Annotated in this window: 23 protein-coding genes and 1 pseudogene; 11 read left to right on the top strand and 13 right to left on the bottom strand. The window is 31.8% G+C overall.

Annotated features, from left to right (window positions below):
• The first annotated feature begins 83 nt into the window (after positions 1-83).
• The 5 genes and pseudogenes from ACNO7W_RS08860 to ACNO7W_RS08880 all read left to right on the top strand — a co-directional run bounded on the left by ACNO7W_RS08860 (position 84) and on the right by ACNO7W_RS08880 (position 2293).
• Positions 84-404, top strand: coding sequence for an alpha/beta fold hydrolase (locus ACNO7W_RS08860; protein ID WP_417937859.1), 321 nt, complete (start codon positions 84-86; stop codon positions 402-404).
• A 29-nt stretch (positions 405-433) separates the two neighbouring features.
• On the top strand, positions 434-910 hold the full coding sequence (locus ACNO7W_RS08865) for an alpha/beta fold hydrolase (RefSeq protein ID WP_417937923.1): 477 nt from the start codon (positions 434-436) through the stop codon (positions 908-910).
• Between the two features lie 85 nt (positions 911-995).
• Positions 996-1368, top strand: a pseudogene (locus tag ACNO7W_RS08870) (transposase); the annotation flags it as partial.
• A gap of 179 nt (positions 1369-1547) precedes the next feature.
• Positions 1548-1802, top strand: coding sequence for an acyl carrier protein (locus tag ACNO7W_RS08875; protein WP_417937861.1), 255 nt, complete (start codon positions 1548-1550; stop codon positions 1800-1802).
• Complete coding sequence (locus ACNO7W_RS08880; RefSeq protein ID WP_144065002.1) at positions 1799-2293, top strand: 4'-phosphopantetheinyl transferase family protein; 495 nt, start codon at positions 1799-1801, stop codon at positions 2291-2293. Before ACNO7W_RS08875 ends, ACNO7W_RS08880 begins: the two co-directional genes overlap by 4 nt.
• Before the next feature lie 25 nt (positions 2294-2318).
• On the opposite strand, the gene ACNO7W_RS08885 is transcribed toward ACNO7W_RS08880, so the two are convergent.
• From ACNO7W_RS08885 to ACNO7W_RS08920, 8 genes are all read right to left on the bottom strand, one after another.
• A complete protein-coding gene (locus ACNO7W_RS08885) occupies positions 2319-2915 on the bottom strand; it encodes a PolC-type DNA polymerase III (RefSeq protein WP_144065003.1) in 597 nt (198 codons plus the stop codon).
• A 2-nt stretch (positions 2916-2917) separates the two neighbouring features.
• A complete protein-coding gene (locus tag ACNO7W_RS08890) occupies positions 2918-4834 on the bottom strand; it encodes a DUF294 nucleotidyltransferase-like domain-containing protein (RefSeq protein ID WP_417937863.1) in 1917 nt (638 codons plus the stop codon).
• A gap of 337 nt (positions 4835-5171) precedes the next feature.
• Positions 5172-6533, bottom strand: a complete 1362-nt coding sequence (gene fucP, locus ACNO7W_RS08895; protein WP_417937864.1) for an L-fucose:H+ symporter permease — start codon at positions 6531-6533, stop codon at positions 5172-5174.
• Between the two features lie 8 nt (positions 6534-6541).
• Positions 6542-7483 carry a carbohydrate kinase family protein gene (locus ACNO7W_RS08900; protein WP_417937866.1) on the bottom strand — a complete coding sequence of 314 codons (942 nt, stop codon included), beginning with the start codon at positions 7481-7483 and terminating at the stop codon, positions 6542-6544.
• Between the two features lie 61 nt (positions 7484-7544).
• Entirely contained in the window at positions 7545-7871 is a 327-nt protein-coding gene (locus ACNO7W_RS08905) for a sugar phosphate isomerase/epimerase family protein (RefSeq protein WP_417937867.1), read from the bottom strand.
• On the bottom strand, positions 7862-8389 hold the full coding sequence (locus ACNO7W_RS08910) for a sugar phosphate isomerase/epimerase family protein (protein ID WP_417937869.1): 528 nt from the start codon (positions 8387-8389) through the stop codon (positions 7862-7864). The genes ACNO7W_RS08905 and ACNO7W_RS08910 overlap by 10 nt, the downstream gene beginning before the upstream one ends.
• A gap of 45 nt (positions 8390-8434) precedes the next feature.
• Entirely contained in the window at positions 8435-8662 is a 228-nt protein-coding gene (locus tag ACNO7W_RS08915; protein ID WP_417937924.1) for a carbohydrate porin, read from the bottom strand.
• Positions 8605-8775 (bottom strand): hypothetical protein, encoded by a 171-nt coding sequence (locus ACNO7W_RS08920; protein ID WP_417937871.1) that lies wholly within the window; start codon positions 8773-8775, stop codon positions 8605-8607. Before ACNO7W_RS08920 ends, ACNO7W_RS08915 begins: the two co-directional genes overlap by 58 nt.
• Before the next feature lie 475 nt (positions 8776-9250).
• Here ACNO7W_RS08920 and ACNO7W_RS08925 point away from each other — a divergent pair, with 475 nt between their 5' ends.
• Positions 9251-9988, top strand: a complete 738-nt coding sequence (locus tag ACNO7W_RS08925; RefSeq protein WP_143388709.1) for an NUDIX hydrolase — start codon at positions 9251-9253, stop codon at positions 9986-9988.
• Between the two features lie 129 nt (positions 9989-10117).
• Complete coding sequence (locus ACNO7W_RS08930) at positions 10118-11347, top strand: multidrug effflux MFS transporter (protein ID WP_417937925.1); 1230 nt, start codon at positions 10118-10120, stop codon at positions 11345-11347.
• Positions 11348-11560: 213 nt separating this feature from the next.
• Here the strand turns inward: ACNO7W_RS08930 and ACNO7W_RS08935 are convergent, their stop codons facing one another.
• The 4 genes from ACNO7W_RS08935 to ACNO7W_RS08950 all read right to left on the bottom strand — a co-directional run bounded on the left by ACNO7W_RS08935 (position 11561) and on the right by ACNO7W_RS08950 (position 16835).
• Positions 11561-12841 carry an NAD(P)/FAD-dependent oxidoreductase gene (locus tag ACNO7W_RS08935; protein WP_417937873.1) on the bottom strand — a complete coding sequence of 427 codons (1281 nt, stop codon included), beginning with the start codon at positions 12839-12841 and terminating at the stop codon, positions 11561-11563.
• Positions 12842-13139: 298 nt separating this feature from the next.
• Complete coding sequence (locus ACNO7W_RS08940) at positions 13140-14477, bottom strand: DEAD/DEAH box helicase (protein WP_417937875.1); 1338 nt, start codon at positions 14475-14477, stop codon at positions 13140-13142.
• Between the two features lie 179 nt (positions 14478-14656).
• Entirely contained in the window at positions 14657-16201 is a 1545-nt protein-coding gene (locus ACNO7W_RS08945; protein WP_417937877.1) for a DEAD/DEAH box helicase, read from the bottom strand.
• 106 nt (positions 16202-16307) lie between these two features.
• Positions 16308-16835, bottom strand: a complete 528-nt coding sequence (locus tag ACNO7W_RS08950) for a DUF6155 family protein (RefSeq protein ID WP_417937879.1) — start codon at positions 16833-16835, stop codon at positions 16308-16310.
• A gap of 146 nt (positions 16836-16981) precedes the next feature.
• Between ACNO7W_RS08950 and ACNO7W_RS08955 the strand changes: the two genes are divergently transcribed.
• Together ACNO7W_RS08955 and ACNO7W_RS08960 are read left to right on the top strand one after the other, a co-directional pair.
• Entirely contained in the window at positions 16982-17266 is a 285-nt protein-coding gene (locus tag ACNO7W_RS08955; RefSeq protein ID WP_417937880.1) for a DUF3817 domain-containing protein, read from the top strand.
• Entirely contained in the window at positions 17259-18518 is a 1260-nt protein-coding gene (locus ACNO7W_RS08960; RefSeq protein ID WP_417937881.1) for a mechanosensitive ion channel family protein, read from the top strand. The genes ACNO7W_RS08955 and ACNO7W_RS08960 overlap by 8 nt, the downstream gene beginning before the upstream one ends.
• Positions 18519-18809: 291 nt before the next feature.
• On the opposite strand, the gene ACNO7W_RS08965 is transcribed toward ACNO7W_RS08960, so the two are convergent.
• Entirely contained in the window at positions 18810-19193 is a 384-nt protein-coding gene (locus ACNO7W_RS08965; protein ID WP_417937883.1) for an acyl-CoA thioesterase, read from the bottom strand.
• A 69-nt stretch (positions 19194-19262) separates the two neighbouring features.
• On the opposite strand from ACNO7W_RS08965, the gene ACNO7W_RS08970 reads away from it, so the two are divergent.
• Both ACNO7W_RS08970 and ACNO7W_RS08975 read left to right on the top strand, forming a co-directional pair.
• A complete protein-coding gene (locus tag ACNO7W_RS08970) occupies positions 19263-19667 on the top strand; it encodes a glyoxalase (protein ID WP_417937885.1) in 405 nt (134 codons plus the stop codon).
• A gap of 231 nt (positions 19668-19898) precedes the next feature.
• Complete coding sequence (locus ACNO7W_RS08975) at positions 19899-20612, top strand: esterase family protein (RefSeq protein ID WP_417937887.1); 714 nt, start codon at positions 19899-19901, stop codon at positions 20610-20612.
• The last annotated feature ends 7 nt before the right edge of the window (positions 20613-20619 follow it).

Consider the following 20619-nt stretch of genomic DNA (forward strand, 5'->3'; position numbering starts at 1 on the left):
CTAAAATAGGTGGATTGGTATGATTTTGTTAGACATATATACAAGTTGTGTGCTAGTATCCAAAAAACGAAACGTATAAAAATATGGGATTTAAGATTTTAATTTTGCTTTTTACATTGACTTTCTCTTTGAGTGGAATAGCTCAAATAAAATATGGCTCAAATAATGGGAAATATTTGACAATTCGCGGGACTAAACTTTATTATGAAGAATATGGAAAAGGAATTCCTTTACTTCTACTTCACGGAGGTTTAGGAAGTATTACTGATTTTAAAAAATGTCTTCCAAATCTATCAAAAAAATACAAAGTAATTGCTTTTGATGCACCTGGACTTGGACGTTCTGAATTCGCTGATAGTATAATGACTTATAAACTTATGGCTGATTATTATTCCAAACAATAGATTTATTAAAATTAGATAACACTTATGTAATTGGTTGGAGCGATGGTGGAAATGTAGCATTACTTCTTGCAAAAATGAGACCTGATAAAATTAAGAAAATTGCGGTTTCTGGGGCAACATACAAACTAGAAGGAACTACAAAAGCGTCATTGGAAGAAATAAATAAATTTTCAGACACAGTTTGGGTTTCTAAAGAACTAAAACCTTGGATAAAACAATATAAAGAAAAATCCCCTACGGGAAATTGGAAAAGATATATAACCGAAGCAAAAAAAATGTGGTTTGAAGAAATTTATTTTCAAAAGTCCATTTTGTTGGAAATAAATATACCTACATTACTTGTTTATGGAGATAGAGATATGTACACGCCCGAACTTGGATTAGAATTACACAAAGCAATCAAAAAATCACAATTTTGTATTTTACCAAATACTTCTCATGATGTGTTTTGGGAAAAACCTGAATTAATAAGTCAAATCGCAATGGACTTTTTTAGTACTAAATAATTATACCCCCCGCTGGTCCGAGCATCTCTTTAATCGCTCGTGCGAGCTTCTAGCTCGTACCCGCAAACAATAGTAAAAATTATAAATGAGTAGAAAATATAAGTTTGGAGAGAAATCTGGTGCTTATTTTATAAGTTTTGCGACCGTAAATTGGATAGATGTATTCACGAAAGACGCCTATTTTTGCTGTAATTAGAATCCTTAGATTACTGTCGTAAAAACAAAGGAATGGAACTTTATGGCTATTGCATCATGCCAAGTCATGTGCATTTGATTTTTCGTTCCTTTTTGAATGATCCTTCCGGTTTAATAAGAGATTTTAAAGGATTTACATCAAGAAAAATGTTGAAAATTATTGAAGATAATCCACAAGAAAGCCGAAAAGAATGGATCCTTTGGATGTTTGAAAGAACAGGAAAAAAGAATTGAAGGTTTTAAAACAAAAATTTTGGCAAAAGTAAAAGCGTTAACATTGATTCAAATAAACTTATTTTGACATACTAATAAATAATACTAAATCACAAATCATTTAATTACACCCAACAGGTTGAATTAGTATAATAATTTCGTATTGAATCACTATATTGGAATAAATTTAAAAAAAATCTGCGAATTAGCGGTAAGAAATAAACAAACTATGAATAAAGAACAAACAATCGAGCAATTAAAAACCATCGTAAAACCTTACATTCAAAACCAAGAAGCATTTGATGTTCTTACGGAAGATACTGATTTTATTAACGATTTGAAAATAAATTCTGCCAATTTGGTGGATGTGATTTTAGACATTGAAGAAAAATTTGATATAATAATTGACAATGAATCGATGGAACGAATGGTTAATGTAAAATCAGCAATGGATATTATTGAAACCAAATTATCCGAAAAGTGATAGGAAATGATATTGTAGATTTGGTTTTGGCCAAAAAAGAAAGCAACTGGAGACGGAAAGGATTTTTAAATAAAATCTTTACTCCAAAAGAGCAATTATTGATTTCTAATGCTGTAAATCCAGAAGTGATGGTTTGGAATTTATGGAGCAGAAAGGAAGCTGCCTACAAAATCTACAATAGAGAAACTAAAATAAGAGCATATATTCCTTTGCAGTTAGAGTGTTATTATGGGAATGAAAATTTTGGAACAGTTTCCTGTAATGGAAATATGTATTTCACACAAACGGTTATTACGGATGAATTCATACACTCGATTGCTGTCTTAAAAAAGGAATATTTAAATGCAATAAAGACTTTAGATTATAATGATAAAATTAGTAAAACTAACGGGATTCCTTTTATAATTGATGAACGGACCAAAAATATAAAACCCGTTTCCATAAGTCATCATGGGCGTTTTTGGGAAGGTGTAACGTTGTTCAATCAATAAATAAATAATTTATCTGGGAATAAAATTATTTTATCCCCAGTCTGGATTTTAATTTTAAAAAGAGCAAAGCGATTTTATACGCATCTTCAGAAGAAGAATTTCTATCGCTTTTTGGAATTTTATAAATATCACATAATTCATCCAGTGAAAATTGTCGATCGTTGATGTCTTGAAGTTTTCGATACATGACATCAACATCTAAAGCTTCGTTTTTTAATCGGCCACAATCTAATCTTTCAAGGGCTGCATTGATCATTTCAACATCAAAATCAATATGATGTCCAACCAAAACCGCATTGCCTATAAAATTTATTAAAGATTGGATTGCTTCAGGTTCTGCGAGTTTTTTCATTTTACTTTCGACTATAAATTCATTCGAAAGTCCGTTATCGTGTAGGAATTTATATTGCAATAAAACTGCTTCAAAACTATCTCCAATAACAATACTGTTGTCATTTACAGCAAAGGATCCAATTGATAAAATAACATCTTTCACAGGATTTAAACCCGAAGTTTCTGTTGATAAAATTACAAATCGCTTTGATTTTTTATCAAATTTAGACAGATAGGTTTTCCAAAATTCAGGGTATTCTTTATTAATATTTTTCAGCCAGTCTAACATAGTTATGAAAATTGAGTGAGTTGAAATTTACTTTTTATTAACTCTTCCAATTCTTTCATTGGAGCCAAAGCATTTTTCAATTTTTCTTTATCAATTTTTGATAATTCATTTAAATTTATAAACTGACCAGAATTGTCATTTTTTAAGCCTTCTAAGGTTCTGAATTTTGACAAAGTCAAAAAGGCTTCGGCACAATTAAGATAAATTTCGGCATATTTAGGATCTGAAATTGCTAATTGCTTGAATCGTTGTAATGTATTATTAATTCCTCTTATACCATGACTCATTGTAAACAAACGCGCACCGTCAATCAGTGGCATCAAAGCACGTGTTTTTATATCAAATTTATCTTTGTTCGGACCTTCTTCTTCTACATTGAAATTTTTGAAAAAAGTCAACGGAGAATTTTTTCTTAAGGCATCATTTCCTAAGAAGTCAAAAAACAAAGTATTGTTTTTTGCGTTTTTAAAAACTACATTTCCAATAGCATCTTCAATTCTTTGTTCACCAAAAGTAATTTCATAATCAAAGAAAATACTACTCAAATCATTACTGTTTTCACCTGGAGTATTCATCCAGCTGTCGTATTGTTTAGTCCAGTCAGTCAGTGATTTACACCAAAGCATATTGCTTCCCATGTGTCCGTTTGGACATAATTCATAACCAATTTTTTCAAGCGTGGCAGTAGTTCTTTTTCCAAGTTTAAGAAAATAGTCTTTCACATCTCTATATTTATCAGGGGTAACATCTTCAAAAATCAAAATACTGTCTTGGTCGGTTAACAACAATTGTTCTTTTCTTCCTTGACTACCTATACTTAACCAAGCAAAACGGGCAGGAGGTGAGCCTAAATCCAAAATTGATAATTCAACAGAACGTTTAATAATAGCCAAATTAATTTCACTGGCAATATTGAAAACATGAGAAAGGGGTATATTTTTAGAAATGGAAGTCTGAATCAGATCGGTTAAACGCTCGCGAATTTGTTTTAATTCTTTTGGGATCTGAGAACGCTTAATTTCTTTTATCAAAACACCAGGGTTATTGGCCTGAGCAACTATCAAATCATGTTCAGAAATGATCCCTTTTACATCAGATTTATCAGTTCCGTCCTGTGTTACACATAAATGTGTCACATTGTACTTCAACATAAGTAATTGCGCTTCTGCCAGCGAAATATTCTCTACAACAGTTATAACGGGAGATGACATTATTTTATCTACTGAAACTGTGACAGGATAACGGCCAGTAGCAATTTTCGAACGCATATCAGTATCTGTAATAATGCCTAAAGGAATGTTATTCTCACAAACAACAACATTGTTCTTTAACGTTTCTGTCATCAATCGCGCTACATCTTTTACAATAGCTGTAATTGTTGTCTTTAAAGGAGAATTGTTATAGGATAAAGATTGAAAATATTGCATTTCTGATTGCTGATCCGAATAGAATACATTGTCAGATATTAATTTTCCAATTAAATTTTCTTTATCCTTCGGGTTGCGAGTATTTACGGCAAAACTTTCTAATAAAAAATTTAAAACCTCAGAATTATTGGCAACAAAAGGGCGGAAAGTAGCTATAGGAATAGCGTAAACAATACTTTCTTCTCTGGCTTTAGCCGTCATCATATAATTGTTTTTGGCAAAAAATGGACGCAAACCAAAGATGTCACCAGCATTACATTTATTCAATAGGGTTTCTTCAGCATCTGCTATGACAGATAAATTGATAACTCCTGAAGCCACAACGTAAAAACTATCGTGTAGAACATCGTTAATTTGAAATAATATTTTGTGCTTTTCTAAATTTACAACGCGAATGCTTGTAGCTATTTCAGATAATTCTTGAAATGTCAAGTGATTAAATGGTGGGTATTCTTTTAAAAAATCAGCAATGTGTTCAGCAATTGTATTCATAGTTCGGCAAATAAATAAAGTATCGTTTGTAAAAATAGCAAATTAAATAATTACAATGAAATCATAGTGAAAGGAATGTAGTTCATTATACTTAATTTTTAAATTTATAGACTTTTATTGATTTTAAGATGTCATCAACAGAAGTGATTAAAACTAAATCAATGAATAGATATTGTATTAACCATTAAAAACAAAATATCCATTTTACATAATATAAATTATAGTGCATTTTATAACATTGAAATTTGAGTCATTTAGTAGTTTGTTTAAAACAAAAAAGAAACGAACAATATGATTAACTGTTCGTTTCTTTTCAAAATTAAAAATTCTAATCAAGTTAAACTACCACATCAGCAATATCCATGACTTCTTTGATTTTACTTTTTGATAATTCATAAGTGCTATAACCATAATACGTCACAACAGATAAACAAATTAATGGCAATATAAATGAGAAATTTACTTCAGGAATATAGCCAAATAATTTAATATCAGCGAAACCTGTACCGCCTAAATCCAAAATACTTCCTTGAATAACAGGCATCAATGCTCCACCAACGATAGCCATAACTAAACCAGCAGATCCAATTTTTGCTTCGTCTCCCATGTCTTTTAGTGCTATGCCATAGATAGTTGGGAACATAATAGACATGAAAATAGAAATACATACTAGAGAAATTAATCCAGGCATACCTTGTAATACAATTGCCCCAGCTGCACATAATACTCCTCCAATACCAAATACCATTAATATTTTTGAAGGATTTATGGTTTTCATCAAACCAGTTCCAATCCATCTGCCTAATAAAAATAAAATCATGGCAGTTATGTTGTAATAGGTGGCAGTTAATTCTAATCCAAATGTTTTATTGATGTTATCTACGTATTGGAAAATAAAGGTCCAACACATAATTTGTGCGCCAACATAAAAAGCCTGCGCTATAACGCCATGTTTGTAATTTTTATTAGAAAATAACTTTTTGAAAGATTCAGATACAGACATTTTATCTTCGTGTGCCGTTTTAGGCATTTTTATTAAAATAATAATAATTAAAATTATTAAGACAAAAATTCCTAATCCAATGTAAGGAATGCTAATAATACCTAAATCATTTTCTCTAATACTGGCTAACTCATTTGAATTTAAAGCTTTATAGGCTTCTTGTGTGTAGTCATCTGATTTTATTTCTTTAATAACTAAAAACTGAGCCATGACCAATCCAGTTATTGCTCCAATGGGGTTAAATGCCTGTGCTAAATTTAAACGTTGCGTTGCTGTTTCTTTATTGCCTAAGAATAAAATTAAAGGATTTGAAGTTGTTTCAAGAAAGGCTAAACCACAAGTAATTACCCATAGTGAAACAAGAAAGAAAGTGTAGCTTTGGTAATGTGCTGCTGGATAAAATAAAAAAGCACCTGTAGCATATAATAGCAGTCCTAATATTATTCCAGATTTATAGCTGTATTTTCTAATGAATAATGCAGCCGGTAAAGCCATAAAAAAGTATCCAAAATAAAAAGCAAATTGCACTAATGATGCTTGTGTATTTGAAAGTTCTGGCATCACTTTTTTAAAAGTAGAAACCATCGGGGTTGTTAAATCATTAGCTATCCCCCAAAGGGCAAATAATATGGTTATTATTATAAATTGAAAAACAAATTCTTTGCTAACTACGGGGATTTTTTTGAATTGAGTCATTGTTTTACTTATTTAATTAAAAATGTTGTAGATTCCTTGGTTTTACAGTTTACTTGTTCAAAGCCACATAAAAAATCCTCTATTTCAGATTGTGAAATTACGGGGTTAGCACCTTCGTTTTGAGCGACAATAGCGCCAACAGCACAGGCAAAATTAATTGCGTATTGAGGGTCTTCTCCATTGAGTAACATGATGATTAATGAAGCTAAAAAAGAATCTCCGGAACCCACAGTATCAACTACATTTACTTTGAATCCACAATTGTGATAAAAGGTATCATTAGAATACAATACCGCTCCATGAGATCCTAAAGTAATACATACCGTATCGGTATTGGTTTCCTTTGCAATGAATTTAATATTTTGCTCTAATGACTTTTTATTTGAATTTAAATCTTCGCAAATTTCATTTAACTCATCATCATTAAACTTTATGAAATCAGCTGCATGTAATAAATCCAAAACATTTTTCTTAGTATAATGAGGCACTCTTAAATTCACATCAAATATTTTATATTTTGCAACATCTAAAAGTTGTTCCAGCGTATTTCTGGAAACTAAATCTCTTGAAGATAAACTTCCATAAACAAAAAAGTCTGCTTTCTCAACTATTGAAATATTCTCGCTTGAAGTTTCAATTTTGTCCCATGCTGAAGGATAATTGATATCATAAGAAGCATTTCCTTTTTCATTTAAAATGACGTTGACTAAACCCGTTGGATAATTATCCTTTATCTGAATAGCATCGGTGTTAATACCCGAAAAATTTAAATAATCTATTAATTCTTTACCATTCGCATCGTTCCCTACTCCACTGATAACGGAAACCTCCCCTCCTAGCGAATTTAGTCTTGAAGCTACATTTAGTGGCGCTCCGCCAATTTTTTTGTGTTCAAGAAAAACATCAAAAAGGATTTCTCCAAAACAAACACCGTTTAATTTCTTTTTCATTTTTTTTATTTTTTGTTTAAAACAATATATTTAGGTAATTAATTTTAGTATCGTTTAATGATTAAAGGTGCCATTTATCGACCATTTTCCTCATGAAAGAGAGGCTGCCTTTAGCAAGATCTTCTGAATTGTATTTAGAAGGTCTCCACAAGGAAGTTGGGCCAACTAATGCTGCAATTTGTGAAGAAAAATTTTCAAGAACTAGCGGGCCTTGATAGTCTATTTTTGCTAAAGCTTTGAAAAAATCATCCCAATGAACGTTGCCTTCGCCAGTCATACCGCGGTCACTTTCGGTTATATGTACGTGTTTCAACCTGTTTCCTGCACGAATAATTGGGTCGTAGAAATTCCTTTCTTCAATATTCATGTGAAATGTATCTAGATGCAAACCAATATTATAGTGCCAATAGCTTCAATTATATCCAAAACTTCATCTGCGGCTGTAAATACATAACTTTCGTAACGATTAATTGGTTCGGGAGCAATCGTGATATTACGTTTGTTCGCGTAATGGGCAACTTCGGTAAATACTTGCTTGATAATTACTTTTTCTTCTTTTGTACAAGGATTCCCAGTGAATGTCCCTATGGCTGAATGTAATACACCTCCTAAAAAATCACCATCCATCTCAGCCACTTTATCAAGTGCCGTTTTAATAAGTGATGCTGCTCTTTCGGGATATAAAGGGATATGACAGTTTGCTGGTAAATTCAACGTGCAACGTCCTAAAATGCCATTGTTGTCAAGTTGTTTTTTTGTTGTTTTAGCATCGAAATCTAATGAAGCTGGCAAAATAATTTCAAGCATGTCAAAACCATATTCAGCTGTCTTTTCTATTGCAAAATGACCTCTTTCGGCGCTCCATCCGGGGATAAATGATAAAATTGTTGTTCCAAAAATTGGCATATTTATATAATTTTAAATTTATTTCTATTTTATAGATTTGCATTTTTAAAAAAGCCACCATTCTGTTTTTACTCCAATAAAAGAACCCCAACTTTTTTGGTTCACTTGTAAATAAGGAGAGTAATTATGATCGCGGGCGTAATCGTTGTAGTGAGCCAGCGTGTAAACAAGACGAATGTGAGGGCGACTCCAAGGGTCTTTTTTTCCTTCTGAATCTAGCGCTCCATAGGTTGCCCAAGTAAAAGTATTTCCATTATCACCTCCATTTGCAATTCCGGAACCATATCGAACAGAAAACTGATTAAACGAACCCGTAAAGCCGTTTCAATTGGATTGTTATATTTAATTCCAGCTACCCAGCCGTTATCGGATGGATAATTTTGCATTAGGCGCAGATTAAAAAAATTAGTATTAAAAAGGTTTGTTAAGTATTTCAAAAGTTGATAAATCATCTAATAGATTTATTAAATAGTTTTGTTTTTTAGGTGCTTATAAAGTATTTACTACTCTCATCGACTTGTTATATAAAATTCGGGTTTGGGATTATCATTATTGTTTTTAATTATTAAGCGTCATTTTGAATATTATTTTTCAAATGTATTATATTTTTTTAATTTACAATAAAAAAAAGTAAATAAATTTAACATATATATAAATTTAACCTTAATACGATGCTTTTTTAATAAATAAAAATGAATTTGTTATAAAAATGCATAAACCGTAATAGTGACGGTTAATTAGAAACATGAAGTGTATTTTGACGAATATATTATTACAAATAAATCATTAGTTTTGTAGTATTAAAAGATTGTATAAAACAGTACAATCTTTAAAAAAACTAATTATATTCTTTGTTATCTTATGATGCCTCAAATAATTCCAAATATATCTGTAGACTGCGTCGTTTTTGGGTTTGACGCAAATACAAAATCACTAAACGTATTGTTGATAAAACGTTATTTAGAATCTAAGGATAATCATGAACCTGTGGTTAACGATTATGTTTTGACCGGATATCATACATTTGAAAATGAAACTATTGATGAAACTGCTGCCAGAGTCTTGAAGGAGTTAACAGGACTTGATAATGTATATAAAAAACAATTTAAAGTTTTTGGAGACCCAAATCGGTTAATTAATGAAAAAGATCTTATTTGGGCCAAAAACGAAAATTTTAATCAACGGACGATAACCATAGCTTATTATTTTTTATTGAAAACGCAAGAGGTTACTTTAGAAAATAATCAACATAATCCGCAATGGTTTCCCGTAAATGATTTACCGGAATTAGGATTTGACCACAGGGATATAATCAATGAAGCGTATGCAGATTTAAAAGAAAAAGCATTGTACAAACCTATCATTTTTGAACTTTTACCGGATAAATTCACCTTCAAAGAGTTACAGGACACGTATGAATCTATACTTGGAAATGGAATAGATAATCGGAATTTTAGGAGAAAACTGCTAACAAAGAAATACATTATTGTATTAGATGAAAAACAAGTGGGAGTTTCAAAAAGACCTTCGCAACTCTTTATGTTTAGTAAAGATGTTTACCAAAAAATTTATAAAGAAACGTACTTAATCAATATTTAGATTGCTGTTTTTAATAAATGATAGATTGGGTTCAATAAGTAATATTACCTAAGAAAGTGGTTCGATTGGCATCTTAAATATTTACCTTTGCAAAAAATTAAAAAAAGTAATTTGATGGCCGATAAATCAATCACAAAAACAAAATATATAAAATTAATTCTAATTTTAGGTTCATTAACAGCACTCGGTCCATTTTCAATTGATATGTATTTGCCTGGTTTTGCCGGAATTGCAAAGGATTTGAATACTTCGGTTGCCAATGTTTCCATGACATTATCCAGTTATTTTATTGGGATTTCCGCGGGACAATTACTTTATGGTCCATTATTAGACCGTTTTGGCAGAAAAAAACCGTTATTCATAGGATTGATAGTTTACATTTTGGCTTCATTAGGTTGTGTTTTTGTAACAGATATTGATACTTTTATAGGTTTGCGTTTTATTCAGGCTATTGGCAGTTGTGCAGCGACCGTAGCTTCAGTTTCTATGGTTCGGGATTTATTTCCTGTGAAAGATATTCCTAAAGTATTTTCTTTATTGATGTTAGTTGTTGGACTTTCGCCAATGTTAGCACCTACAATTGGAGGTTATATCACAGCTGATTATGGTTGGCATACTGTCTTTTTTATATTAATGTGTATGGGTGTTTTAATTCTTTTGGCAGCTCAAATGGGCTTGCCAAATACTTTTAAACCAGACACTTCAATTTCATTAAAACCAAAACCTATAATTACAAATTTTATCAGTATTGTAAAAGAGCCTCAGTTTTACACGTATGCTTTTACAGGTGCTGTAGCTTTCTCAGGGTTGTTTACTTATGTTGCTGCTTCTCCTATTTTATTTATGGATATTTTCAAAGTGGATGCTAAAACGTACGGATGGATATTTGCTTTTATGTCGTTAAGCTTTATAGGTTCCAGTCAGCTTAATTCATTATTATTAAAAAAATTCACAAGTGAGAAAATGATTTATGGGGCATTGATTACGCAATCAATTGTTAGTATTTTATTCCTTATTTTGGCAATGAATGATCTTTTGGGATTATATGAAACGATTGCTATGCTATTCTTATTCTTAGGTTGTTTAGGGATATCAAATCCTAATACAGCAGGACTTACTCTTGCTCCTTTCTCAAGAAATGCGGGAAGTGCTTCGGCTTTGATGGGTGCTATTCAGTTAGGACTGGGAGCTTTGGCATCTTTTGCAGTGGGGGTTTTTGTAAAAGACTCTATGTTGCCTATGGTGGTGATTATGACCGTTACAACAATTTTGGCATTAATCATTTTGATTTTTGGAAAACGAACCATAAAAAAAACTATTGCAACTTCTCATGATGAAGGAATTGCAATAGTTCATTAATTATAACCGTTGGGTGTAATTAGTTTTTGATGATAATTTTCGTCAGTTCGAGTGATTTTCTCCCGAAGCCTCGGGAAGAAAATTATATCGAGAACTAGAAAATTATTATTAAAAACGGTTCTCGATACATTTTTTGTTCCGTTTTACTCCACAAAAAACACTCGAACTGACGTTTTGAATAATTGCACCCAACGGGTTAATTATGGGTTTAATTTATTCTTGTTTTGCTTCTGATTTTACTTTTTTATCAGGTCTGATAATCATACGTAAAGATTGATCTTTTGCAAAATAAGCGATCATCCAATTGAAGAATGTTTTTATCCTGTTGCGATACGTTATCAATGAAATGAGGTGGATAAATAGCCATATCACCCAGGCAAAAAATCCTTTGAAATGCATTTTTGGTTTAGGTAAATCAACTACAGCCTTATTTTTTCCAATAATAGCCATAGATCCTTTGTCGTTATACTTAAAGGGTTTTAATGGCTTGTTTTGGTTCATTAGCTTAAAGTTATTAGCCAAATTTATTCCTTGTTGAATGGCAACTTGTGCCACTTGTGGATGTCCATTAGGAAAATCTGTATCTGTAAGTTGAATGCAAGTATCTCCTATAGCGAAGATATTTTCAATACCATTAACTTTATTAAAAGCATCAGTGGCCATTCTTTTTCCGCGACCATAACTTTCAGCTGGAATTCCTTCGAAAACTTTTGCCGAAACTCCTGCAGCCCATATTAAATTTTTGGTTTGAATCGTTTCGCCATTTCCAAAATATACCGTATCATCAATATAATCCACCACTGTAGTATTTAATTTTACTACAACGCCTAATTTTGTTAGCGCTTCCAGAGTATCTTCCTGTGAAGCTTTACTCATTGGAGATAATAAGGCATTAGACCCATCAACCAGATAAATATTACTTGCTGTAGTACTTAATTCCGGATATTCTTTTAGTAAAATGTTTTTTCTCATCTCAGCAAACATTCCCGAAACTTCAACTCCTGTAGGACCACCACCGGCAACTACAATGGTTAAAAGCTTTCTGCGTTCGCGAATGTCTTTGCAAATGGCTGCTTTTTCTAAATTTTTCAACAATGTATTACGCATTACAATGGCATCATTCAGCGTTTTCATTGGAATCGCATTTTTCTTTACGTTTTCCATTCCAAAATAACTGGTTTCAGCACCTGTTGCAAAAACCAAGTAATCGTATTTTAATTCCCCATTATTGAGAATAATTTTGTTTTCGGAAGGATTTACTTTTAGTAAGTTTCCGAGACGGAATTGTAGATTTTTTTTACCCGAAAAAAACTTTCGGAAAGGGTAACTGATACTTGAGGGTTCTAAAAAAGCGGTAGCAACCTGATAAATAAGTGGAGGAAAGAAATTATAATTGTTTTTGTCAACGAGCGTTACATTAATTCCTTTTTCATTTACTAGTTCTTTAGCAAGATTCAACCCTGCGAATCCTCCTCCTATTATTATAATTTCCATATCGTATATTTATAGTGCAAAATTAAAAAAACATCCATAAATATACACTATTAAGGGATGTTATTAAAATAGCAATTATTAAAAAAATTTTAAATATTAACCCATTGGGTGTAATTAGTTTTTGATGATAATTTTCGTCAGTTCGAGTGATTTTCTCCCGAAGCCTCGGGAAGAAAATTATATCGAGAACTAGAAAATTATTATTAAAAACGGTTCTCGATACATTTTTTGTTCCGTTTTACTCCACAAAAAACACTCGAACTGACGTTTTGAATAATTACACCCAACGGGTTAAATATTAGTTCTTTTTTAGTTTTTTAACTGGTTTTTCTAAAGGTTCATTTTTGTTTTGCAACAAATAATTTGCCAATAATTTTTCAATTAATTCATCTTTAGTCAAATGATGAAAAACTGTTTTTATTTTGGTCTTCAATTCTGGGTCAACTTCGTGATTGGGTTTTGTCTTGAAAATTTGTTTTGCCCATAACAAAGTGTTGTTTTCTTCGATGCTGGCAACAGTTGGTTTTTTAAATTGAGTGAATTTAATACCTAATTCCTTTTCGAAATCAGCAATTTCTATTACTTCTTCTGGTTGTAAAACCGTTAGAGAAAGTCCCTTTGCTCCCGCTCTTGCTGTTCTTCCGCTACGGTGAACGTAAGTTTCATAAACATCCGGCAAATGATAATTAACAACATAAGAGATTTCCTTTACATCGATTCCTCTTGCTGCTAAATCTGTTGCGACTAATATATTGATATGCCCTTCACGGAATTGCTCCATGATTCTGTCCCGAATTCCTTGTGATAAACTACCATGTAATGCTCCTGATGAAAATCTATTGATGGCAAGATTTTTGGCTAATTTATTGACAGCAGCTTTAGTTTTACAAAAGATAATTCCGCGTTCTCCTTCTTTAGTATTTAAGAAATGCATCAAAACATCGAGCTTCTCAATTGGATCTACCACAATATATTCATGGTCAATTCCTTGATTCCCTATCGTTTCCATATTTGCACTAATTTGAACCACGTTTTTATTTAAGTAGTTCTGAATCAGCTGTTTTATGGTTCCAGGCATGGTCGCCGAGAATAAAAAAGTATTATGATTTTTAGGTAATTCGGCAATGATTTCTTCTAAGCCTTCTTTCAATATTGTAACCATTTCATCGGCTTCATCGAGCACGAGGAATTTGGTTTCTTTTAAGTTTATGGCTTTGCGCTGAATCAAATCGATTAAACGTCCAGGCGTTGCCACCACAATATGTGTAGGCAATGAAAGGCGTTCTATTTGTGGTTTGATTGGAATTCCTCCGCAAGTTGCTGCAATAGAAACTTCAGGTAGGAATTTAGCAAAAGATTCTAAATTCTTGAATATTTGTTGTCCCAGTTCTCGTGTTGGCGCAAGAATTACTGCTTGTACAACAGGGGAATTGGTATCTATTAATTGTAAAATTGGCAATCCAAATGCCGCAGTTTTTCCAGTACCCGTTTTGGCAAGTCCTACTAAATCCGTTGTATTTGATAATAGTAACGGAATTGTTTTTAACTGAATTTCTGTTGGTACAACAATTTTCAATTCGGTAATCGCTTTTAGTATGGGTGCTGAAATTCCTAAATCAGAGAATTGTTTTGGCATTTTTTTGGATTTTATATTTTTATAAAAATAGTTGTTTTGTAAACGTAATTTTTAGCCCCGATGATCCCGAAGTTTCGGGAGGCATCCTGTTGTGGCGTCCCGAAGTTTCGAAACCGAAGCTTCGGAGCCACCACAACAGATATAGTGTACAGCGGGATTAGCTCCTTAAAAAAGAAATTTTATTCTTCATCAGGTTCGTTCATGATTTTCTCACGATATTTTTTCCCGGTTAACAATACTAATTTTAATTTGTAATCGTCAACAAGCCACTCGCGGTAATTTTTACTGCATTGGCTCAAACATTTTGAATAGCGTTTGATGCGACAATCGATATCATCATCTAACAATTTCCCTAATGCTTTAGCTTCTTGTAAGGTTTCAGAATTATCAACACACATGGCAGCGTGCTGGTCCAACGATTTTTCCAGCACTTCTTTTGAGCGTAAATTTTGTTTAATGATGAGTTTATGTTCTTCATCGACATCAAAAGTTACGACTTCCGTTTTACTGAATTTAGCGCGTATTTCCGGTGGCATGTTGTATTTGAAATACAATTCAATTTCGGTATCGTCACGTAAATTTTCCAGATAAAACTCAGGGGATTTAAAGATGTGTTGCCAGTTTACCGGTTCACTCCATAGTCCAAATCGTGCTGCATTATTTCCTAAATCAATAACGCTAAAAATATCTTTATTAGGTAGTTTCCTTGAACCACGACCAATCATTTGATAATATAATGTCAATGATTTTGTCGCTCTGTTCAGTATAATGGTTTCTACAGTAGGTTCATCAAAACCGGTTGTAAGAATCCCAACCGAAGTTAAAATAGCATCAGGCGTATGTTTAAACCAATGCAAAATATCTTTTCTTTCCTCGTTATTACTGGTATTGTCTAAGTGACGAATCGCATAACCGGCTTCTCTAAAAGTTTCATATACATATAAAGAGGTATTGATACCATTATTGAAAATCAAGGTTTTCTTGCCTAAAGATTTTTCGGTATAGGCATGCAATAATTTTTCTTGCATAGCCATATTGGTGTATAAATCATCTGATGATTTCACGGTGTAATCACCATTGATACCTACTTTTAATGAGGTCAGACCAACATCATAACTATAGGTAATTGCTTTTGCCAAAAATCCATTTTCAATCAAAGAGCTAATGGTGTCTCCTACGATTAATTCATCATAGCTTTCATGCATTGGTAATTTAATATTCGAACTTAAAGGCGTTGCTGTAACGCCTAATATAAAGGCATTTTTGAATGAGCTTAATAATTTTCTGAATGAATTGTAATGCGCCTCATCGATGATTACCAATCCTACATTATCTAAATGTAATTTTTCATCATTGATTCGGTTTTTCAAAGTTTCCACCATGGCAACAAAACAAGAATAATCGTTTTGATCCGGAAGTTCTTTTACTTTACTGTTGATAATTTTGTTTTTCACGTCAAAACCCTTCAACATTTTTGAAGTTTGCTTACACAACTCAATTCGGTGCGTTAAAACAACCACTTTTTTATCGTGTTGTGATAAATAACGACGCACGATTTCTGAAAACACTACTGTTTTCCCACCACCAGTAGGCAATTGGTATAACAAATGATGTTGTGGCGGAGCATTATCTATGCGTTCAAATATGGCGTCGATGTCGCCTTTTTGATATGCATAAAGTTCTTTTTTGTCTTCTATTTCTATTTCTAAAGTGTTTTGGGACATTGCTTATTGTTGGATTTTTGCAAAAATACGCCTAAAAAACAGTTTAATTGTCAATTTTAATTAAAAAAAATACGATTGATTAAATAAAATTGAATTATACAGCAACTTAATATTCAAATCGCTCTATAATGGCATTGAATTCGGGTTCATTATACCATTTTTGCAGAATAGTTTCGTTATAAATCGCTACTATTCTTGTTTTAAAATCGTTAAGGATTCCATTTGCAATCAAGAAAATGATTGCTTGTTCAAAAGAATTGAACATACTTTTGAAAAATAAGTCTTGTTTTATAATATGTTCCGATGAGAATGTTTGTGCAATTTCAATATTATAAAGCATCACATCTGCAATTATAAAGGGATCTACTCCCAAAAGCGTGAAATGCTTGATGTATTTTTGAGCAACAGAACGCCTCATTTTTGGTTTGCTGCGTCTTCCTGCCTTTTTTAAAGGATAATATTCATTTGAAATTTTGAGTTTGCATTCCTGCAAAAGTGTTTCTTCCTTTGGATTAAAAACAAAATTATAATAGACTTTTACGGGACTGAATTTCTCGTACAATTCGATAATCTGTTCTTCGAGTTGTTCTTTATTAAGTTCAGCCAAATATTTTTTTAAATCACGTTTGCTCATTATCAAAGTTTAAGAATACAAAAGTAAATTACTTTAGGAATGAATACATCCTTAATCAATGATAATCCTTAATTTTGGCATAAATAAATAGGCAAATCAGTTTTTCAAAACCTATTTTTTTACTTTTATACACTAATTTAATTTTTATGCTTAGATTTTTTAAGATTGTTGCTATTCTCGAAGGAATTTCCTATTTGGTTTTATTTTCAAATATGCTTATTGTAAAACCTACAAATTTAGTTCTTTACAAAACACTTTTATTTCCAATAGGAATGGCTCACGGAGTGTTGTTTATTACCTATATTATATTGGCAGTACTATTAAAATTTAAAGAAAATTGGGACTACAAAAAATTTGGAATTATTTGTCTTGCATCAATAATTCCTTTTGGGACTTTTTACATGGAAAAGAAATACTTGAAAAATGTATAAATTCATAGAAAAAATATTCACTTTTTTATATCCTATCTTCCGAAAATGGGGGTTGGGAAGCAGCTTTGCTTCTTATCTGAGTTTGATTATAAATATTGCCTTGCTGTGTGTACTTGCATATGTTATTTATGTAATTTTCCGTCTTGTATTAGTAACGGTTATGGCCATTGTTGCGAAAAAAACCAAAACTAAATTTGATGATTTACTAGTTACCAATAAAACAGCGAAATACATCGCCTATTTAATTCCGTTTTTATTTATTTACAAATCAGTACCCATAATTCTGGACCGCTACGAATATTGGGAAGACATTTTTAGACCAGCCGTAGGAGTCTATATTGTATTGCTAATTTTGTGGATTATTCGCACGATATTCAATGCGTTACGTGATTATTTTAAACAAATCCCAAGATACAGTGATAAGCCCATAGATAGTTTTATTCAGATTATCATGATCGTGTTTTGGATGGTTGGAGTCGTTGTTATTATTTCTGAAATATTTGGCATTAAAACAAAAGATCTTCTAACCATTTTGGGAGCGGTTTCTGCTGTGGTTATTTTGATTTTCAGAGATACTATTTTAGGGTTTGTTGCCAGTGTTCAAGTCGCTATAAACGATATGGTTCGTATAGGTGATTGGATTACAATGGATCGATATGGAGCTGATGGAGATGTAATCGAAATAAATCTCGCCACAGTAAAAGTTCGAAATTTCGATAATACCACTACCACTATCCCTACGTACAGTTTGAGTTCTGATTCGTTTCAAAACTGGCGCGGAATGCTTAATTCTGATGGACGACGTATAAAAAGACACATCCTTATTAAAACAAGCAGTATTCGGTTTTTAGAAGAAGCGGAATTAAATGAGTTAAAGAAAATACAACTGATTTCGGATTATATTGATACTAGAAAATTAGAAATTGACAATTTTAATTCTAGTCATAAAATCGATAAGTCATTGGCAATCAATGGTCGGAATTTGACTAATTTAGGTTTGTTTAGAAAATACATTACGCAATATCTTCATCATTATCCGGGATTAAATAAAGATATGATTACACTCTGTCGTCAATTGCAATCTACTTCTCATGGAGTTCCTCTTGAAGTTTATGCTTTTTCTCATGACAAACGATTTGAAAATTATGAATACATAATGTCTGACATATTTGATCATATCATTGCTTCAGTAAAATATTTCGATTTGGAAATTTTTGAAGGAATCAATGAAAGTGTAATAAATAAATTATGACTATCCGTAATGCGGACTAAAATCATTTCGAATACAATTTTCGTCGTTTGTACATTTATAAAGCATAAATATTAGCCCACAGATTGTACAGATTATGCCGATTTACACGGATTTTTTTACTTGGTGAATCAAACTGTTATTTAAATCTGTGCAAAATCCGTTCAATCCGTGTTATCTGTGTGCCATATTTTATCCTTTGGAACATATTGCGGACTGTCATATAAATAAAAATAAAGGAATTTAAATCCGCTCCTAACTAATTTTCAAATTAAAAGCAAAAATCTACTCTAATTACAAACGATCCTTAACAAATTCAATTTCAGTTTTCCCGTGTGCTTTTGGTTTTCCATCTTCACCCAAACTTACCATTGTAGTATGATCAATTGTGATAATTGTCTCCCGTGTCATCATATTTCTAGCCTCACATTTTAGCGTAAGCGAAGAATTTCCAAATTTTACAACATCAATACCAATTTCTATAATATCCCCCTGTTTTGCTGAACTTCTAAAGTTGATTTCAGACATATGCTTAGTGACAATTCTTGCATTTTCTAATTGAATGATAGTGTACAAAGCCAATTCCTCATCAATCCAAGCTAATAATTTACCTCCAAATAAGGTTCCGTTTGGGTTTAAATCTTCCGGTTTTACCCATTTTCTAGTGTGAAATCTCATAATTTTTCTTTATATCTGCAAAAATAAACTTTTCTTATGGCTATTTTCTTTATTTTTAAGAAAAAAAAGATGAATCAAAGAGATACTTTCTTAAAAGAATTCCGAGGACAAACCATAGGCTCAGTAACAACACAATCCTCATCGGAGGAATCATTTCAAAATGAAGTGCTTAGGCCAATTTTGAAATTACAAAACGATTTATTTATTGCTTCATTTATTAATTATGTTGCAAAAAACAAAGCGGATTTTTATAGTCATAGTGTCGAAAAAAAATTATCGGTTATAGAAAATGCTATTCAAAAAGACATCAAGTTTAGAAATGCTTTAAAAGGAATGATAATCGCATTATTTACAGCCGATGAATATGCTGAGTATATAAAAAATTCCTCCAATATCAACAAAAGGATGATGAGTATGCTTATTGAAAGATTAAAAAGTCAAGTCCAATTGTTTGAAATTAATCAAAGTATATAGTCTGATTTGGATTTTTTTTAGTTAATTCAAATACTTTTTTTAAAAATGACGATATGTTAAATCAACTTGTTTTGTTGTGTATAATTGAAAAAATAGACGCTTATTGATATAAATATTACAATTTAATTACGATTTAATAATCGCAATGTTTTTTATAATAAATATTGGTTAAGTAAAATTATTTATGCTATTTGCTCGGATTTTTTCATTATAATTGTTAAAAATAAAGTTATGAAGGAAGAATATTTCAAATGGCATTCACCAAATCTGGGCAGGGATATTGAAATGCTGGTTTTTGGACATGCAGGATATCCTGTCGTCTTATTTCCTACTTCTATGGGGAGTTTCCATGAAAATAAGGATATGGGGTTGATTGATTCTGCAAAATGGTATATTGAACAAGGTTTAATCCAAATATTTTGTCCAGACAGTATCGACAAAGACAGTTTTTACAATAAACAAATCCACCCCGTACATCGCATAGAAAATCATGTTAGATATGACAAAATGATTTGTCATGAAATCGTTGAAAAAGTAAAAAACAATACCTCTTCCGGAAAAGTTGTTGTTGCTGGTTGCAGTTTTGGCGGGTATCATGCCGCTAATTTCGCTTTTCGTCATCCTGGTTATGTAAGTCATATGTTCTCCATGAGTGGCGCTTTCAACATTAAGAGTTTTTTGGATGGTTTTCATAATGATGATGTGTTTTACAACAGTCCTGAAGATTATTTATACGGACTCGATGATCATGAATTGTGGAATATGGATATCGTTCTTGGAACTTCAAATTGGGATATTTGTTTTGATGCGAATCTAAAATTAAGCAAAGTTTTAAGTGACAGAAATATACATCACTGGCTGGATATTCGTCAGGAGCGAAAACACGATTGGTCTGTTTGGCAAGAAATGTTTCCACATTATTTATCAAGAATTAAATTTTTTTAAAATTATA

Origin of the sequence: Flavobacterium sp. ZB4R12, assembly GCF_048276375.1 — a bacterium.
GTDB classification, from domain to species: Bacteria; Bacteroidota; Bacteroidia; order Flavobacteriales; family Flavobacteriaceae; genus Flavobacterium; species Flavobacterium gawalongense.

What these genes read in the sequence shown, in the direction of transcription:
- ACNO7W_RS08860 (WP_417937859.1), top strand. Translation starts at nt 84, where the DNA reads ATGGGATTTAAGATTTTAATTTTGCTTTTTACATTGACTTTCTCTTTG.
- ACNO7W_RS08875 (WP_417937861.1), top strand. Translation starts at nt 1,548, where the DNA reads ATGAATAAAGAACAAACAATCGAGCAATTAAAAACCATCGTAAAACCT.
- ACNO7W_RS08885 (WP_144065003.1), bottom strand. Translation starts at nt 2,915, where the DNA reads ATGTTAGACTGGCTGAAAAATATTAATAAAGAATACCCTGAATTTTGG.
- ACNO7W_RS08890 (WP_417937863.1), bottom strand. Translation starts at nt 4,834, where the DNA reads ATGAATACAATTGCTGAACACATTGCTGATTTTTTAAAAGAATACCCA.
- fucP (WP_417937864.1), bottom strand. Translation starts at nt 6,533, where the DNA reads ATGACTCAATTCAAAAAAATCCCCGTAGTTAGCAAAGAATTTGTTTTT.
- ACNO7W_RS08900 (WP_417937866.1), bottom strand. Translation starts at nt 7,483, where the DNA reads ATGAAAAAGAAATTAAACGGTGTTTGTTTTGGAGAAATCCTTTTTGAT.
- ACNO7W_RS08910 (WP_417937869.1), bottom strand. Translation starts at nt 8,389, where the DNA reads ATGCCAATTTTTGGAACAACAATTTTATCATTTATCCCCGGATGGAGC.
- ACNO7W_RS08920 (WP_417937871.1), bottom strand. Translation starts at nt 8,775, where the DNA reads ATGCAAAATTATCCATCCGATAACGGCTGGGTAGCTGGAATTAAATAT.
- ACNO7W_RS08925 (WP_143388709.1), top strand. Translation starts at nt 9,251, where the DNA reads ATGATGCCTCAAATAATTCCAAATATATCTGTAGACTGCGTCGTTTTT.
- ACNO7W_RS08935 (WP_417937873.1), bottom strand. Translation starts at nt 12,841, where the DNA reads ATGGAAATTATAATAATAGGAGGAGGATTCGCAGGGTTGAATCTTGCT.
- ACNO7W_RS08940 (WP_417937875.1), bottom strand. Translation starts at nt 14,477, where the DNA reads ATGCCAAAACAATTCTCTGATTTAGGAATTTCAGCACCCATACTAAAA.
- ACNO7W_RS08945 (WP_417937877.1), bottom strand. Translation starts at nt 16,201, where the DNA reads ATGTCCCAAAACACTTTAGAAATAGAAATAGAAGACAAAAAAGAACTT.
- ACNO7W_RS08950 (WP_417937879.1), bottom strand. Translation starts at nt 16,835, where the DNA reads ATGAGCAAACGTGATTTAAAAAAATATTTGGCTGAACTTAATAAAGAA.
- ACNO7W_RS08955 (WP_417937880.1), top strand. Translation starts at nt 16,982, where the DNA reads ATGCTTAGATTTTTTAAGATTGTTGCTATTCTCGAAGGAATTTCCTAT.
- ACNO7W_RS08960 (WP_417937881.1), top strand. Translation starts at nt 17,259, where the DNA reads ATGTATAAATTCATAGAAAAAATATTCACTTTTTTATATCCTATCTTC.
- ACNO7W_RS08965 (WP_417937883.1), bottom strand. Translation starts at nt 19,193, where the DNA reads ATGAGATTTCACACTAGAAAATGGGTAAAACCGGAAGATTTAAACCCA.
- ACNO7W_RS08970 (WP_417937885.1), top strand. Translation starts at nt 19,263, where the DNA reads ATGAATCAAAGAGATACTTTCTTAAAAGAATTCCGAGGACAAACCATA.
- ACNO7W_RS08975 (WP_417937887.1), top strand. Translation starts at nt 19,899, where the DNA reads ATGAAGGAAGAATATTTCAAATGGCATTCACCAAATCTGGGCAGGGAT.